The following is a 15,826-nucleotide window of genomic DNA, read 5'->3' on the forward strand; positions in this document are numbered from 1 at the left end:
ATGCTTAAAAAGGTATCACATCTCTTCTGGCGCCTCAATGCCCAAGAGTGCAAGCCCTGTTTTCAACACGTGCCGCACACAATGCGCCAAAAAGAGCCGCGCGTTACGCTGATCTTTTTCCGCCATGAGAATCGGGCAGGCATGGTAAAATTCATTGAACGCCTGCGCCAACGCGATTAGATAGTTTGCCACCAGATTCGGCTTGAGTTTTTCAGCGCTTTCGAAAATAATGTCAGGAAACTGGTAAAGCAGTTTCACAATTTTTTTCTCCTGCCCTTGAGTCAGCATGCTGCTCTTGACGTGGTTGGCTTCGAAAAAGGAGTCAAGCAGAGAATCGCGGTCATGGTGCGGTGTGTTTTTCCGCAGCGCATCAAACAATGGCTCGTTTTGTTCCATAAATTTTTTGATGATTGAGTAAATGCGCGCATGGGCATACTGGACATACGGCCCAGTCTCTCCCTCAAAAGAAATTGATTCATTGGGGTCGAACAGCATGTCCTTGGCCGGATCAATTTTGGCAAGGAAAAACTTCAGCGCGGCGATGCCAATTTTCTTGGCGCGGTCATTGATTTCATCATCGCTCAAGTCGCTGAATCGCTTCCGGATTTCAACCGCCGCAAGGTCGTGCATATTCGCGATGATGTCATCGGCGTCAACCACCGTACCTTCACGGGATTTCATCCTGCCGGACGGCAGGTTGACCATGCCGTAGCTTAGATGGTGGCATTTTTCTGCTGGATACTTCAACAAGCCAAGGAGAGAAAACAATACCTTAAAGTGATGATCCTGTTCGTGTGCAACAACGTAGATGGACTGATCCAGCTTTTGGTCGTCAAACTTTAATTTTGCGAGGTACAAATCCTGCGTGATGTAGATAGAAGTGCCATCCGGCCGGAGCAGGATTTTTTTGCCGAGCCCCTGTTTCTGCAAGTCAGCGTAAATTGCGCCGGTCTCGTCTTTTTTGAAAATACCTTTTTCCACGCCATCAAAAACATTTTCTAAAACAATTTCTTTTCCCTTGTCATAAAAATCACTTTCGTAGTAATACTTGTCAAAGTTCACGCCCAGTTTTTCATAGGTGTCTTCAAAGCCGCTGTACGCCCACGCGCTCATGAGCTTCCACAATTCGCGGGTATGCTTGTCGCCTGCTTCCCACTTGCGCAGCATCTCCTGCGCTTCTTGCTCAAGTTCAGGGTGCTCTTTTTCACGCTGGCAGTAGTCAACATAGAATTTTCCGACGAAATGGTCACTTTTGATGTTTGGCTGCGCATTGCCGCCCCATTTCTGGTAGGCGAGCATTGATTTGCAGATGTGAATGCCACGATCGTTGTTAAGGTTCGCCTGAATCACAGTGTGGCCCTGGAATTTGAGAATACGCGCAACGCTGGAGCCAAGCACAATGTTGCGCACATGGCCAAGGTGCAAGGGCTTGTTGGTATTTGGCGAGGGGTATTCAACCATGATTGTTTTTTCCTTCAGTGAAGGTTCTTTGCCATACTCCTCCTTTTCGTCGTGAATTTTGGCAAGCGTCAAACACGCCAATGCAGCGGGGTCGAAGAAAAAGTTGATGTAGGGGCCGGCGGCCTCGATTTTCTTGAAGGGCGCTTCAGGCGTAAGTTTTTTTGCGAACTCTTCTGCAATTTTTACCGGTGATTTTTTCAGTTCTTTTGCCAGCATGAAGCAGGGGTAGGCATAATCGCCCAGCGCGTCGTCGGGCGGGATTTCAATCAGAGATTCATCTGGCGCGATGAAAGCGTGCAGTATCTTGAGTATTGTTTTCTTGGGGTCCATGGCGAAAAGGAAGTGGATTTAGGAAGATTGTTGAGGGTCAGTAGATGATTAGCAGATTATTTTCGGCGTTTTCCATGACGGGCATTAATCAGGTGTTTGATTTCAGTAAGCTGGTGCTGGATTGTTTCAAGCCGGCGCGCGTTTTTGCGATCCTGAAACCATCGAATCATAAACGCAATGAAGTACAGGCCGAAAATGCCGCCGACGAGCAGCTGGATTTTGCGGAGAATAAAAACAAATTGGTTGCTCAAAGGCATGACAATATCCTGAAGGTTAAGGTCGCTGATGCTTACCATGGATGGCCTCTTTTTTACTTTTTTATGGATGTTAGTTTTTCGTTGTCTTTTTATTTTGTTTCGTTGATGCTGATGTCAAGCTCTTCATCTTTGTGTGTTTCAACTTCTTCAACAACCTGTTTGAGCCGCTGCGCTTCATCTTCCACTTTCACCAGGTAGGCAAGGTCGCCGAACTGGTCAAACGCACATTCCTTGCAGTAGTAGTCCGAGGTTCCCTTGATGCAGAACTGCGCTTCAGCATTGCAAATAAGGCATTTTTTCGCCATAGGCACGGTAAGTTGGGCTTGTTTTAAAAAGTTTATGCTCGTCGGGGCAAAAAAAAGAAAGATAAAAAAATTATTCATCCTCTGATTTTTTCTCATCATCATCTTCTGACTTATCATTCTCTTTGAGGTCATTCGCCTCATCATGGCCGTGGATGAAGGCGTCCTCTTCCGGAGAAATCTCATCATCATCGACACTGGACTCTTCACTGTCTGTTTCTTCCTCTTCTTCCAAGAAATCTTCTTGCATCTCCTCCATGTCTATCACCCTTTCTAAAATTAAGTTTTGAGAATGGAAGGATTGATTATATAAAGATTGTGATAATAGGTCGGGTACGTTGGGTGTAATAAAAATTGTATAAAATTGTCAAAAGAAATTTTTGATGGTACGTTCTTGTGTTGTATCTAAACCTTAAAATTATCCCGCTCAAGCTCGTGCATGCGCTGTTCAAGTTGCTCGATTTTCCGCTCTTGAGCATGCTGCTGGTGGTACAAGTAGCGCGTCCAGCCAAAGACATTGGAGAGGTCGTGTTTTACTCGTACGAACGCCGTGCGTATCTGTTGCAATGAAGAGTCCGGATCGGTGAGCCAGTCGAATAGCATGGTATGAAAGGAGTAAGATACTTGTTTATAAGCCTTTCTATTTATTTTTACTGTTGAGTAGTTAAATATTAACGAACCACTTCAACCTGCTCCATTGATTCAAAAGCGCGGTCACCGGTAACAAAAATGTGGCTGTGGTGCAGTGCAAAATGATAGCCAAAACAATCAATGTATGAAAAACTTTTCTTTTGCTTTTTTTGGTTAAAGCGAAAGAGCATTGCTGCAGGGATTATATCTGCAGAAATATCAACCGCATACGGCGCAAAACGTTTCTGAAAATAATCCGCAGTCTGCTGATTATATTTTTTTAACAAAAAAAAGTAGAGTTCCCCAAGATTACAATACAGCGTGATGGCGTCTGCTTCAAGATACGGGTCGTAGTTTTTATTTCCGTCGGCAATTTCAATAAGGGTGTAGGTATCAAGAAAATACATTAGTCAAACCTGCTTTCAAATTCTTCATCTATCTCTTTAAGTAAAACATCTGTTGATTTGCCGGAAGTTGGGGTAAATTTTTTCAGCTCGCCGAAGATTGCACGGAGCGAGCCTGCTTTTTTTCGAACAATAACTTCCACCTCATCATTAACCGCAAGATGCTCTTGGCACAGTTTTTCTTTTGGTAAAAGAATGCCCACTGAATTTCCCCACGCTTTAAGTTTAGTGACGGTTTCCATACAAGTTAATTATACGTATAATTATATAAATGTTGTGGTTCGAATGGAGTATTTAAAGACCACTACAAAGTGATAACAATAGAAAGGTTTATATACTCCCCCACAGTAATCTTTATCTATACCCTTCGAAAAAGGCATACAAAACAAGTACCAGGTGAAAAACAAATGGTTACTCAAAATGATACTGAAGTTGTTATAGTCGGCGGCGGGCTTGCCGGCGTCAGCGCAGCGTATGAATTAGGAAAATCAGGTGAATGAATGAAAACTTTAACGTCATTATTATTGTCTGTGTCGTTGTATTTTGGTGGTTGTTTGGATTCGGTTTCCAAACCTGCAACTCTATCAGACGTTGGGAGGAGTGTTGTTTCTGGTCGTGATGCAGGTTATGATGCTATTGTTAAGGGTGATGTCAGTGTTAAGGATTCTTCAAATAATACTCCAGAGGTTAATTTGTCTAATATTTGTCGTGAAGGAATGAGGATTTATTCTGCTTGCGGTTTGAATGGTAATGGTTTGCAGTTTAGGTATTGTTTGGATGATAATACTTGGAGTAATTTGAGTGGTTGTGTTGATAATGATTCTTGTGTTGCAGGTTCACAGATTAAGTTTTATAATGCGGCTATTTTTACTCTTGATGTGGGAGAATGCAGGGCGGGTTTTTTAAGTTGTGATAGACAGGGCGAATCTTTTAAGTACATAATTTCTACGCCTGAAGTTCTCCCTCGTCAAGATTTATGCAATGGTTTGAATGATGATTGTGATACTGATACTGATGAGGATTATAACGTCGGAATGCCTTGTAGTTTAGAAGTTGCTGGTTGCGTGTTTGGTGGTAATTATGTTTGTTTAGAAGATGGTCGTAGTACGATGTGTGTGCAGACAAATCCCGAACCTTTAAGGTGTGTTGATTCTGGAGTTCCTGAAAGAGACGCCGGTTTTCCAGAACGAGATGCTGGAGTTCCAGTAGATACTGGAATGCCAGATGTTGGTTATGATGCGCAAAATAGTGATTCGGGTATTCATGGAATAGATGTTGGTATTGTTCCGTCACCGGAGGTTTGTAATGGTGTAGATGATGACCTTGATGGGTTGGTTGATAATCTTGTGCCTGAATCTCGTTCTTGTGGTGTTAATTTAAGGGGTGTTGAGGAGCGTTATTGTGTTGATGGTGCTTGGTCTGTTTGGTCTGCTTGTGATAATTTTGACCAATGTTTATTAGGAAATATAAGAGAATCTTATAATGGGCCTGATGGTACGTTAGGTGTTGGTGTTTGTAAGGCGCAAGTTGAACAATGTGTTGATGTTGATGGTCTTGCACAGTATGTTATTGTCTCACCGCAGGTTTTGCCAAGTGTTGAAGTTTGTAATGCGAAAGATGATGACTGTAATCGTATTGTTGATGATGGTTTTGATGTTGGGCAAGCGTGTGAAGACTTATGCAGAGGTGCTGGAACAGTTCAGTGTCTTGGTGATGGGAATGGTACTTACTGTTTCACTATTAATATTCCCGGTCAATTATATAATGCAGATTTTGAACGAGCAATAACACCAGATGGAAGCGTGCCTTGTTGGGATGTTCGACAGGGAAGTCCGGGTGTTGTTTCTCTTGCAGAAGGGTATAATTCTTGTCAGGGACAAAACGCTCTTAGGGAACGAGAAGGAAACAATGAAGCATACATTGTTTCACAAGTAGTAAACTTACAAGATAGAGTGGCAGATATTAATGCTAACCATTTGCAAATAACAGCAACAGACATTGTATCAAGCGCAAGTGATGTAGTAGGATTCGGAATTGCCTTTTATGATGCAAATATGAACTTCATCAGCGAAAACTACCATGAGGGAATGGAAGGGTTTGAAAACGTGTGCAACCAACGAACAATCCAACAAGTAATACCGCCAAACACGAACTATCTCGAAGTTCGCCTCACCGGAACAAACAATGGCGGAAATACTAATAATGCAACACACGACAACATCACATTAGACTATGCAATAATACAATAAAAAGGTTGAAACTAATGAAAAAACAACAAAAAAATTCGGTGTTCACGGTGTTTATAGCTATTATTATCCTTTGGTTTATAGGTATATTGGTAGAAAAATACTTTTCCATTGATTTCATATATTCATCATTTGTAATGATTATTATTGGCTTAATATTCACCAATATCTATGAGACTAACGTGCATAAATCAAAAAGTTTAGACGTTAAATCAGAAAAAGGAGAACAAGAATACGATGATAGTGGCAGGTGAAAAAGATGGAAGATACTGATTTAATAAGATATGTTACTCTTGTCTTTATTGCAATGATTATATTTATTATTATAACTTCATTGACTGGTATTTCTTATATTACAACAGATAATGGCAGTCATGTTGGGTACGTGACGGCAGTTGAGGATAACGGTTTGTTTTTTAAGACGACGACTGTTTATTTTAAGTCAGATGTTCAGAGTACGCAGGAGGATAAGTATTGTGTTATTAATGCTGGTTTAAAATCCATTTTGAAGGGTGCTGCCCAGAATCATAATCGTATCGAAATTCAATACTACGACCAGTTTTCAAAAGATATTTCCGAGCTATGGCGCGGTAAAGACGGCGATGTTTGAAATGCTGGATCGTTATCAGAAACAGGTTGATGATATTAGTTGTGCAGTGATGAAGTAATTTTTTAATTTATTTTTCTTTTAGTTTGATTATAAGTCTAGTTTAAATACCCCTCCTTATTCTCATCTTGTATGACTGCTGATTTAGAAAAATTACTGGAAATCAAAGAACCGCCCAGAAAAAAAGCCATGAAGTGGATTAAGCGCTATGGCCCCGCTGAAATAGTTGGAACCATAACCGCGGTCGTCGCCTCATTTTATGCGTTCAAGGCAACAAAAGAGGGCATTGCAGGTGAAGCAGCGGCGGCGTATGCTGGCGCCATTGGAGAGAGCATTGGATTTTACAGTACGGTATTTTTATATGATCTTCGACAAGATTATAAGGCAGTGAAAAAAGAAGGAAGAGCATACACCATCACTGATGCTCTCAAAGTCGCGCGAAATGAGATCGTCGAATTCGGCGTTGCTGAATATTTCGATACTGCACTGTTACGGCCATTCTGCATAGGTGTTGGCGCACGAATCGGCGGTCAGGGATGGGGCGTCATGGCAGGCAAACTTGCTGCTGATGTGCTTTTTTATGCGCAGGCAATTGTTATACGAGAACAGCAGGAAAAAAGAGGATGGATTAGAAATAGTGAATAGGTTCTTGCATCTTGGAGATTAAAGAGATTTATTCCACACTCTGCTGCCGAAGCATTGCAATTGGCTTTCTTCCCTGTGCGCCGGCGTCGGTCTCGTGCCAGAACTGAATGTGCTTCTCGCCGAGTTGCCAGCAGAGGCAGATGATTCGATTGTCAATCGTGGAGTAGAAATCAACAAGCCCGGTGTCAATATCTTTGACCACACAGCCGGCATCCAAAAGCCGGTGGAGGATGGTGTAAAATTCTGCAGAAATCGTGTGGAACTGGTGGTTGAGCTTGACGGCGCTGACCAGGTTTTGGTGGTCATCGTCATATTCAAACGACACTGAACGGAGCAGGGCAATTGCTTTGTTGAGCTCCTGCAACTTGAGCATTTGCACCTCAAGCGTGGCAAGCACGCGGTTTGCTTCCTCTACGGTGAGGAACTTTTTGTTTTCACCCTCTATTTCCATGGATAGTTCTATTGGTTGTCGTCTATATATACTTTTTGGTGAAAATCAGCAGTTTTAATGATTAGTAATTAGAATTAAGTTAAATGCTCTGTTTTCCGGTAATCGTAAGAATGGCCTTGTCTAACACAATATGGACCTCATCAAGGTCGTTGATGACAATGTCGTTGCCTTCGAGGTAGTATGAGATGTTGATGAGGTCATTAATCCGCACTTTTTCAATGTTGGGGTATTCCAGCATCTCTTTCGGCACTTCGCCGGTCTTGTGTGGGTTGTTTTTCGTAAACAGGTTCACAATTGCAGTTTTATACTTATTCGTGCCAATGCGTGGCTTCCTGCCGACCATGAGACTTTTGATATGGTACGTTTTTTGTTCCAAGTGAATAACCCCACTAAGCGTTTTCAGAAGGTAACTATAAAAAGATTGTGGAAATAGGATAATGAACAACTGCGTTCAAAGACGATTGGCGCAATATTTATAAAACAAGAGAACATAAAAAGAAGAAAACAAAAATAGGAATAGGCAACAAAAGAAAAAAGAGGGATAGGGTGGATACTTCACTCGTACAGGCGCCTGCAACAACAAAGAAGGTCGTCTTCTCAATTATCATGCTGGTTGCCCTGCTTGCCGCTGCAACAATCCTGCTCACCAAGCAACAGAACGGCCAGCAGAATCCAGGAGAGGCGTTCAGCAATGCTATCAACATTGTACTTCATCTTGGTATCCCCAGTGATGCACAAGACAGCGGCCTGCTCGTGCTGATTTCAATTGCAGGTGCGGTCATTACGGTCTATCTCACGTTAATTTTTGTCAGGGCAGTGTATACTGATGCAATGAAAAAAAGTGTCCAGGAGGCGAAACTCGTGAAAAAAATAAATGAGCTTTCCAATCATTATATCATCTGCGGCGGCGGGAGTCTCGGCTTCAGCGTCGGCAAGGCACTCATCAAGCGAGGCATGCCCGCAGTGGTAATCGACAGCGACAATGAACGTGTTGCCGAATTGAATGCAGCCGGCGTTCCGGCCATTGAAGGCGACTGTTTTGAGAAAGAATATCTGAAACAAGCAGGTATCATGAAGGCAAAAACAGTCATTGCCTGCCTCAATGATGATGGGGATAACGTACTCGTCACGATGTTGGTCAAGGAGATGAATCCCAACGTGAAAGTGATTGCCGAAGCAACGTATGATAAATATGTCAACCAGCTCAAGCGTGCCGGCGCCGATGAAGTCGTTCTCCCCCGTGAAATCGGCGGCATGTACATTGCAAAGATTGCTGCCGGCGGAAGCACAGCCGGTGTGAATCCGCCGTAAAATAAGACACATAAGACGTCAGAATGTACTGAAGAAGAAAAGAAGTTTGGCTTTTTAATTAGTGGCTTTTTACTTTTCGCACCACAATCGGCTCGCCTTTCTCCATATAAAATTCAACAACATCATTGGTGGAAAGGTTCATGTTTGCTTCAAATTGAAGATTGCTCTTGAATTTTCCTTTAACCGGAGCGAGAAATCCGCGCGTGCTGGTTATTCCCTTGTGCGAAGCATGATGCACCCGCGCAAGCATTATTTGTTTTTTGTCTGCCATAGTTAATCAATAGCTGGTGATTCAGAATTTATAAAGTTTTATGTTCACGGCACGTGGACATAGAACAGAAGCGGTGCAGAAGCGTACATGGTGCCATCTGCTTTGTTAACAGTTACGGTGTAGGTATATGTTTTTCCATTATCCGCGCCGTTATTAACAACTGCAATGCCGACTTTTGTTTTTTCTTTTGATTTTATTTTTTCTTTTCGTGATTCGCCGCATGGTGGCAAGGTTTGAAGTCCAGTTGGGCAAGAGCCCTGCGCACCGTTTAATTGGATAGTAAACTCTTCTTCATTGGGAAGCACGTTCTCAACCACCACACCAAAGAATGCAGGCTTGCTGCCATCCAAGGTTCTTGTTGAGGCCGGCAGGCACACGCGCTCGGCAGAGGCGCAGGCAAGGTCTTGAATCGCGCGGTCAGCGTCTTTGAAGCTGGTTTCAGCCAGCTGGGAACTTGTTGAGAACATATCTTTGACAAATTTGATGCCGAACGCGAATACAACAATGGCGATGGTGAGCATAACGAACATATTTACTGATAATTCCATAGCGCGCTTGTTCATAGTCATGTTCACCGAGCGTCACGTTTATGCGTGGCGTACAATCTCGAACTCTTTCACGATAATGATCATGAAGATGACGAGAATAACGGCGCCGCTTACAAACAGCAGCAGGGCATCCTGCAGCGCGGCAAAGCCCTTGGTGTAGAGCTCGTACATGCCGGCAGCCATGATCAAGAAGCCAAGCCACAAAAATTTGTCCAGCACGAGCTTCATGATTTTAAATTCCTGCTCTGAAGTGAGGCGTCGTTTCATTGGTTCACCGTTTCATCTATTCGACTGATACAAAAAAGGATTTCTTGGCGTAGGCACCACCATTAAGCTGAAGGTTACAAGAGTGCGTTGTCCGGTCAGCGGTTGATGGAATTGAGATAATCATCTTCTGAACATCAATTTCTCCCTGTTTTAAATCGCGTGACGAAGGAAACGTCGTTAGCGCATCTGCTGGCAGCGACTCACCTTTCAGTGGAGTGCCACATTCTGCTGAGATAGTGTAACTGTTCCCTGATTCTCCAGTTGTTTCCACATTTTTAATGCCAAAATAAATTTCTCGCGTTTCTCCGCGTTTGAGAGTGATATCTTCCTGGTTCAGCGTGAGCTTTGCAGAGGATGTCCGGAGTTGCTCAATCATCTGGTTCTTGATGTCTTCACCGACCTGCTCAAGCTGGCCGGTTGTTTTTTTGAAGAGTCCTTTCATGAATGCCAGCCCAAGGCTAAGCATGGTTATTGCAAGAATTAAAACAACAATCGCGTTGATAGAAAGTTCAAGTGCGCCTTTTTTTGAATGTCGAAGTAATGGTTTATTGAGGTTATACATGTAACCCACCTCTTTTTCTTTTCTATTTTAACTTCTTTTAGTTTATAAAGTTGTTGGTTTATTCTGTTTTATTGTTGGTTTATTTCACCACGATCTTCCCATTTTTCCGCGCAACGACAACGCGGTCACTGATCGTGTTGGTAAGATATTTTTCCGGCTCTTTCAACACCTCAAGAGCGTTTATCGTCGCGGCATCATCCGTGCCGACAACAACGAGCGCGGAAAAGCCGGTATCGAGTTGATAGGCACGAATCACTGCTTCGCCTTGCTGCGCACCGAGGAAGCATTCAGTTTCTGTGGTGCCAAATCCGACAATGTCAGCAGTGGCTGGATTTTCGCAGGGGCTGCCGATAACAATGCGGTTGCCGGGTTTCTGTTTATCCAGAGGGGAAATCACATCGCTTCGCTTCACGAGTTTCTTGAATGTTGTTGGATAGACATTCAGGAAGCCGAACAGTTGATAGTAGGGTGCCGTGATAGTAAGTGTTGATTGATTCTGGCTGTCCGCATCCGTGAGCGCGGCGCTCATTCCAAATTCAGTCATGCCTACGGAGGTATCAGTCTTGTTAATTTCAAGTGTGTGGTTGATGATGACATCAGTCCTGCTTGAATTAAATCCCGAGAGCCACGTGCCGCTGACGTCGGATACATTCACGTCGAGATGTTTGAACACCGGATCAAAGAATGGGCGGAAGTCAAGCTCGTCTCGACGCGTGTCTTCATACAGTTCGTTGGTCTGGTACGCAATGCGTGGCTCAAGAGAAGCGCTGAAGTTGAAGTCACCGCCGGATGAGGCGCGCAGGGTAATGCCAGTATCCAAAAAATCGCCATCACCGTTCAGGTCGGCAACAACGGCGCCGGTTGTTTCGTTGGTCACATTGAAGGTGAATGTTGATTTGCCAAGGTCAAAAAAGCCGAGGCCGGTGGTTGCGTCGTACGAAACTTCGTACGTTGGGTCGCGCTCGTTTTCTTGATGGTCAGGGTTGACTTCCCGCAGCGTGAGGATATTATTGAGCGCGTCAAGCGTATCATATGTCAAAAAGTATGATTGTGTTTCTGATTTCAGGAAGAAATATTCATTCTCGCCGATAGATTCGCTTTCATTGACCACGAGATCATAAAAGGAGCTTCCGCTTTTTTTGCCGTAGGACAGATTCGTGCATGCATCGTCAACACAGCTCACTGCATCAAAATCATACCACACACCATCCATGTTCTGCCATTTCAAGCGATAAGCATCTTTACCGCGCGGATGGAACAGGTACTCGAAGGTTTTTTGCTGGTCGCGAACCGATTTCAAGGGGAGAATGCCGAGATAGTCAAGCTCAAACAGATTCAGGAAGTTCCCTTTTTTCCCGAGCTCGATTTTTTCTGATTGTGTGCTCATTTTTCCCGAGCCGTAGATATCGTCAGACGCAAGGTATTTCAGCTCAATTGATTTGACCTGTACTTTGGCAAAATCATAGATGCCGTCGTCACGTGTGGTGACAATGCTCACATCAACGTTGGGCAGCTGCTCATTGTTCCATAATACGGTGGATCCGACAAATTCACCGAGTTCATTGATGCGGCTGGGTGATGTCGTGTTAGTATCAACCAGCTCAATGTTGTCGCCAAAATAAAATTCAACCCGATCAAGGCCATCTTCCTCGTTGCCTTCATTTTCAAGAATTTCATGGACAGCAATGCTGCGGTTGTGCGCCGCAGGAATAATGCTGGATTCGTCGTCAACCATTGGTTTCATGCGCTGGCCGTTGATCTCAAATATCGTGTTGTTAGCGTTGATGAACACCGGCTTGATGGTCACGTATTCGCCGTCAATGTCATACGTTCGTTCCTGTCCTTCAGCAAGCACATCCTTGATGCCGCCGACCAGCGTGAGGGCAAGCGAGTATTGCGCAAGGTGGTGTGCGTCAATGAGGATGTATTCTTTGCCCCACAAACTGACCTCGGTGTCGGGCGTGGTTGTTGACTGTAGGCGGCCGCCGGTTGCAGTGATGCGGTTGACTGACTCAAGCGCTGGCAAAAATGTAATTTTGTAGCGGTAGGTTTCATTTTCCTGTTTCACAAAAAGATACGGCCGGGGAACGCGGTCGTTATCTTCTGGATCAAGGCGATACTCGACACGGCCGCGCGGCATGAACAATGTTTCCGTGTACTGGTAACGGTCGTAGAGGTTTAATTGCGAACCAATGCATAAGAGCGTCAGCTCGTGGCATGAAACGCCCGGCCATTCGCCATCAGCGCCGCCGACATAGTCAACGCCGATTTCAAGCTCATCGCTCTCCGCAGTTTCAGTCGGAACAAGTTTTTGGTTGAGGTCAAGCGCAGCAGCGCGAAGAGTGTCTGATGCGTTGGGAGAGACGATGATAAAACCATCGAGAAGGTGCGAGTCAGGCTTGAAAAAAGCGGAGGGGTAGGAAGAGAGAGAAAGAGGTTCTGTTTTTTTGGCTAGACGCAGAGAAGGAGGAGCTGAAACAGATGGTGATGAGGTAACGCCAACGCCATAATCAGCGAGTTCCGACAGAGTGTTGGATGATCGCGGCGCAATGGGTGTCGAGGAACGGGGCACAAGCTCAACAACAAGAGCGACTGACGTAACTAAAAGTACGCAAAGCAAGCTACCTAAAACTACCCAAAGGTACTGTTTTTTCATGTTACCTCAATTCTCAAAGGTATCAGAACATATTTTGGTAAGATTTGTTTATAAAGTTAGTGAAGAAAAACCTGAATATTTCGATATCTTTATATACATTTCATTAGTTATAGAGCCTATGGAAAAAAATTATAATTATACCGTGTTGATAGAACAAGATGAAGATGGAGTGTATGTAGCAAAAGTTCCTGACATTCCCGGATGTTATACACAAGGAAAAACAGTTCAGGAGGTATTAGAGCGAATTAAAGAAGCTATTGAAGTTTGTTTGGAAGCAGAAAAATCAGAACAGTATCAACCATTAAAGTTTGTAGGCGTCCAGCAGGTTGAGGTTACTTCTGTATGAGCAAGTTAGTTCTTATTTCTGGAAAACAGATGTGTAAATTGTTGGAAAAAATAGGGTTTCAAAAAATATGCCAAAAAGGAAGCCATATTCGGTACAAACACCCTGATGGCCGCCTTACTGTTGTTCCCGTACACAGTAACGAAGATCTGGGGAAAGGGTTGTTGAAAGAAATTCTAAATCAGATTAAGATGGATAGAGACGAGTACGAGAGATTAAGAAGAAAAGTGTAGATTTACCCAACCGTCCCTGTATCAAGCTCAACAGCAATATCTCCGGATTTCGTTTTCAGCTTCTTATTCCCATAGAACACTTTTTTATTTTTCACCACGAGCGCCGCCTTAAAAAATTCGTCAATGGTAAGCTCGCGTTTGGGCGTTGATTCAATCCCGTCAACAACAATCGCATCGCCAGGCATAGAATTTTTCGGTGCTTCAAGAATCCGCACAATTTTCTTGCCACCCGTTTCTGTGCTTTCTTTGCTTCCTGCCAACAGCATTCCATGGCTCATCTCGCCACGCAATTTCGCCGGCGCAAGGTTGGCAACAACAACGACCTTTTTGCCGAGGAGTTGTTCAGGTGTGTAGTAATCAGCAAGCCCTGAGATAATCTGCACCTTTTTCGGCCCGAGATCAATTTGTTCGATGTACAGCTTGTCGGCATTCGGATGGCGACGCACGTCAACAATAGCCGCAACACGAAGGTCAACAAAGGATAAAGGATCAGACTCTTTTTTTTCTTTTGCTCCCGCTTTTGATTTTCCCTTGAAGCGTTCCCTAAATCCTTGAATTTCTGGGTCTTCGAGTTTTCTGAAGAGTGGCCGTGGCTGATTTATTTTGTGCCCTTTGTTCAGCGGCTGTTTCAGCGCAGAGTCCCAAACAAATGGTTCTTTGTCTTTCAGGTTCAGCTGCCGGAAAATCTCACGGGAGGTAAACGGCAAAAAGGGCTCGGCAATAACCGCAAGGTCGCGTACCATGTTCACGCAAATGTTAAGCACGGTACCGCAGCGTGTTTTTTCTCCTTTTTTCAGCAGCGTCCACGGTTCATTTTCTTGGAAGTATTGATTGCATAATTTTGAAATCGCCATGAAATGGCGCATCGCGTCTTTCAGCTTGACGTGCTGGAGCAAGTTGGTGAGAACATCAATCTCACCGTCGATATGGTTGATGAATGCCCGGTCTTTGTCAGCGAGCTTTGCATCAGGAACTGTGCTTTCAAAATATTTTTCAAGAAACACCAGCGTTCGGTTGACAAAGTTTCCGAAATTGGCGAGCAGTTCATGATTATTTTTTTCCTGAAAATCATTCCAGTTAAATTGGGTATCTTGTGTTTCCGGCCGGTTTGTCAGAAGATAATACCGCCAGACATCCGGAGGGACGCCGGTGCTCATCGCGTCGTCGCCGAATACACCACTTCCTGAACTTTTTGAAAATTTGCCGTCTTCGTAATTGAGATATTCAGTGGAACTGATGTGGTGGAGCAGATTCCAGTCATCGCCCGTGCCAATAAGCGAGCCGGGAAAGAGAATGGTGTGGAACGGAATATTATCTTTTGCCATGAATTGGTATAAATGAACATCGTGTGCCTGCCACCAGTTTTTCCATTCGTTTGCAGGTTTGTTTTGTTTGGCAAACTCATGCGCGGTGATTGAGGGATAGCCGATGGGCGCATCGAACCAGACGTAAAACACTTTTTTTTCAAAGCCCTTCAGTGGAACCGGCACGCCCCAGGTGAGGTCGCGTGTGATGCACCGTTCTTTGAGCCCTTCCTTGAGCCACGCGTTGGTCACGGTGATTGCGTTTGACGACCAGAAACCATCAATGCTCTGCTTTTTGACCCACGCGGCAAGTTTTGGCTGCAATTTTGCAAGATTAACAAAAAGGTGTTCCGATGTTTTGATAATTGGTTTTGACGTGCAGACCTTGCAGGTCGGATTTTTCAGTTCAGTGGCATTGAGGAGCTTGCCGCAGGATTCGCACTGGTCACCGCGGGCGCGCGAATAATTGCAGTGCGGACAACTGCCTTCGATGAACCGGTCGGCGAGAAATTTTTTGCAGTGTTCGCAAAAGAGCTGTTCAACATGTTTTTTAGTGATGTAACCGTTTTTGTTGAGCTTCAGAAAAATGTCTTGCGTAATTTTGGTGTGTGTATCCGTCGATGTTCTGCCCAGTGTGCAGTCAAAGCTGCAGCCGAACCACTCGTAAATCTGTTTGTGGATGGCATAATATTTGTCGCAAATCTGTTTTGGCGTAACGCCCTCTTCCAATGCCTTTGTTTCAGTTGCGGTGCCGTGCTCGTCCGTGCCGCAGATGTAGAGGGTTTCATGGCCGGTGCTTCTGCAGAAACGGGCAAACACATCTGCCGACAGCACACAGCCGATTATGTTGCCGAGATGCGGGACGTTGTTGACGTACGGCAGCGCGCTGGTGATAAGGATTTTTTGGGGTGCTGACGCTTGCTGTGCTTGCTTTTTCGCTGGTTTTGTTTTTTTTGCCTTGCTCGCTGTTGTTTTTTTCCGCTGCGCCATGAAATGGT

22 protein-coding genes are annotated in these 15,826 nt (G+C 44.4%); 7 read left to right on the forward strand and 15 right to left on the reverse strand.

Going from position 1 to position 15,826, the window contains the following annotated elements; genetic code table 11:
* Positions 1–15: 15 nt before the first annotated feature.
* The 7 genes from argS to Q7R76_00565 all read right to left on the reverse strand — a co-directional run bounded on the left by argS (position 16) and on the right by Q7R76_00565 (position 3,626).
* On the reverse strand, positions 16–1,791 hold the full coding sequence (gene argS, locus Q7R76_00535; GenBank protein ID MDO8642064.1) for an arginine--tRNA ligase: 1,776 nt from the start codon (positions 1,789–1,791) through the stop codon (positions 16–18).
* A gap of 56 nt (positions 1,792–1,847) precedes the next feature.
* The gene (locus Q7R76_00540) at positions 1,848–2,087 is read right to left on the reverse strand and encodes a hypothetical protein (GenBank protein MDO8642065.1); all 240 of its coding nucleotides are present in this window, start codon (positions 2,085–2,087) and stop codon (positions 1,848–1,850) included.
* A gap of 50 nt (positions 2,088–2,137) precedes the next feature.
* Complete coding sequence (locus tag Q7R76_00545) at positions 2,138–2,353, reverse strand: hypothetical protein (protein ID MDO8642066.1); 216 nt, start codon at positions 2,351–2,353, stop codon at positions 2,138–2,140.
* A 70-nt stretch (positions 2,354–2,423) separates the two neighbouring features.
* Positions 2,424–2,609 carry a hypothetical protein gene (locus Q7R76_00550; protein MDO8642067.1) on the reverse strand — a complete coding sequence of 62 codons (186 nt, stop codon included), beginning with the start codon at positions 2,607–2,609 and terminating at the stop codon, positions 2,424–2,426.
* 146 nt (positions 2,610–2,755) lie between these two features.
* Positions 2,756–2,953: a hypothetical protein gene (locus tag Q7R76_00555; protein ID MDO8642068.1), complete on the reverse strand. Its 198-nt coding sequence runs from the start codon at positions 2,951–2,953 to the stop codon at positions 2,756–2,758.
* A 68-nt stretch (positions 2,954–3,021) separates the two neighbouring features.
* Positions 3,022–3,387: a hypothetical protein gene (locus Q7R76_00560; GenBank protein ID MDO8642069.1), complete on the reverse strand. Its 366-nt coding sequence runs from the start codon at positions 3,385–3,387 to the stop codon at positions 3,022–3,024.
* Entirely contained in the window at positions 3,387–3,626 is a 240-nt protein-coding gene (locus Q7R76_00565; protein ID MDO8642070.1) for a hypothetical protein, read from the reverse strand. Before Q7R76_00565 ends, Q7R76_00560 begins: the two co-directional genes overlap by 1 nt.
* A gap of 165 nt (positions 3,627–3,791) precedes the next feature.
* Here Q7R76_00565 and Q7R76_00570 point away from each other — a divergent pair, with 165 nt between their 5' ends.
* From Q7R76_00570 to Q7R76_00585, 4 genes are all read left to right on the forward strand, one after another.
* Complete coding sequence (locus Q7R76_00570) at positions 3,792–3,884, forward strand: FAD-binding protein (protein ID MDO8642071.1); 93 nt, start codon at positions 3,792–3,794, stop codon at positions 3,882–3,884.
* Positions 3,885–5,633, forward strand: coding sequence for a hypothetical protein (locus tag Q7R76_00575; protein MDO8642072.1), 1,749 nt, complete (start codon positions 3,885–3,887; stop codon positions 5,631–5,633). It begins immediately after the preceding gene.
* Positions 5,634–5,889: 256 nt separating this feature from the next.
* Positions 5,890–6,240 carry a hypothetical protein gene (locus Q7R76_00580; protein MDO8642073.1) on the forward strand — a complete coding sequence of 117 codons (351 nt, stop codon included), beginning with the start codon at positions 5,890–5,892 and terminating at the stop codon, positions 6,238–6,240.
* A 129-nt stretch (positions 6,241–6,369) separates the two neighbouring features.
* Complete coding sequence (locus tag Q7R76_00585) at positions 6,370–6,882, forward strand: hypothetical protein (protein ID MDO8642074.1); 513 nt, start codon at positions 6,370–6,372, stop codon at positions 6,880–6,882.
* 28 nt (positions 6,883–6,910) lie between these two features.
* Here the strand turns inward: Q7R76_00585 and Q7R76_00590 are convergent, their stop codons facing one another.
* Both Q7R76_00590 and Q7R76_00595 read right to left on the reverse strand, forming a co-directional pair.
* The gene (locus Q7R76_00590; protein MDO8642075.1) at positions 6,911–7,333 is read right to left on the reverse strand and encodes a DUF2203 domain-containing protein; all 423 of its coding nucleotides are present in this window, start codon (positions 7,331–7,333) and stop codon (positions 6,911–6,913) included.
* A 79-nt stretch (positions 7,334–7,412) separates the two neighbouring features.
* Complete coding sequence (locus Q7R76_00595) at positions 7,413–7,709, reverse strand: hypothetical protein (GenBank protein MDO8642076.1); 297 nt, start codon at positions 7,707–7,709, stop codon at positions 7,413–7,415.
* A 170-nt stretch (positions 7,710–7,879) separates the two neighbouring features.
* Here Q7R76_00595 and Q7R76_00600 point away from each other — a divergent pair, with 170 nt between their 5' ends.
* Positions 7,880–8,644, forward strand: a complete 765-nt coding sequence (locus tag Q7R76_00600) for an NAD-binding protein (protein ID MDO8642077.1) — start codon at positions 7,880–7,882, stop codon at positions 8,642–8,644.
* A 58-nt stretch (positions 8,645–8,702) separates the two neighbouring features.
* Here Q7R76_00600 and Q7R76_00605 read toward each other — a convergent pair whose 3' ends face one another.
* The 5 genes from Q7R76_00605 to Q7R76_00625 form a co-directional block, all read right to left on the reverse strand.
* On the reverse strand, positions 8,703–8,915 hold the full coding sequence (locus tag Q7R76_00605) for a hypothetical protein (protein ID MDO8642078.1): 213 nt from the start codon (positions 8,913–8,915) through the stop codon (positions 8,703–8,705).
* A gap of 44 nt (positions 8,916–8,959) precedes the next feature.
* Entirely contained in the window at positions 8,960–9,484 is a 525-nt protein-coding gene (locus Q7R76_00610) for a hypothetical protein (protein ID MDO8642079.1), read from the reverse strand.
* An 18-nt stretch (positions 9,485–9,502) separates the two neighbouring features.
* Complete coding sequence (locus tag Q7R76_00615) at positions 9,503–9,730, reverse strand: hypothetical protein (protein MDO8642080.1); 228 nt, start codon at positions 9,728–9,730, stop codon at positions 9,503–9,505.
* Positions 9,731–9,746: 16 nt separating this feature from the next.
* Positions 9,747–10,292 carry a hypothetical protein gene (locus tag Q7R76_00620; protein MDO8642081.1) on the reverse strand — a complete coding sequence of 182 codons (546 nt, stop codon included), beginning with the start codon at positions 10,290–10,292 and terminating at the stop codon, positions 9,747–9,749.
* 79 nt (positions 10,293–10,371) lie between these two features.
* Positions 10,372–12,912, reverse strand: a complete 2,541-nt coding sequence (locus Q7R76_00625; GenBank protein MDO8642082.1) for a hypothetical protein — start codon at positions 12,910–12,912, stop codon at positions 10,372–10,374.
* Positions 12,913–13,066: 154 nt separating this feature from the next.
* Between Q7R76_00625 and Q7R76_00630 the strand changes: the two genes are divergently transcribed.
* The gene (locus tag Q7R76_00630) at positions 13,067–13,294 is read left to right on the forward strand and encodes a type II toxin-antitoxin system HicB family antitoxin (protein ID MDO8642083.1); all 228 of its coding nucleotides are present in this window, start codon (positions 13,067–13,069) and stop codon (positions 13,292–13,294) included.
* A 29-nt stretch (positions 13,295–13,323) separates the two neighbouring features.
* Entirely contained in the window at positions 13,324–13,524 is a 201-nt protein-coding gene (locus tag Q7R76_00635) for a type II toxin-antitoxin system HicA family toxin (protein MDO8642084.1), read from the forward strand.
* Between the two features lie 2 nt (positions 13,525–13,526).
* Here the strand turns inward: Q7R76_00635 and metG are convergent, their stop codons facing one another.
* Positions 13,527–15,818, reverse strand: coding sequence for a methionine--tRNA ligase (gene metG, locus Q7R76_00640; protein ID MDO8642085.1), 2,292 nt, complete (start codon positions 15,816–15,818; stop codon positions 13,527–13,529).
* Between the last annotated feature and the right edge of the window lie 8 nt (positions 15,819–15,826).

This window comes from Candidatus Woesearchaeota archaeon, assembly GCA_030651375.1.
Lineage (GTDB): Archaea > Nanobdellota > Nanobdellia > Woesearchaeales > UBA12501 > JAUSFM01.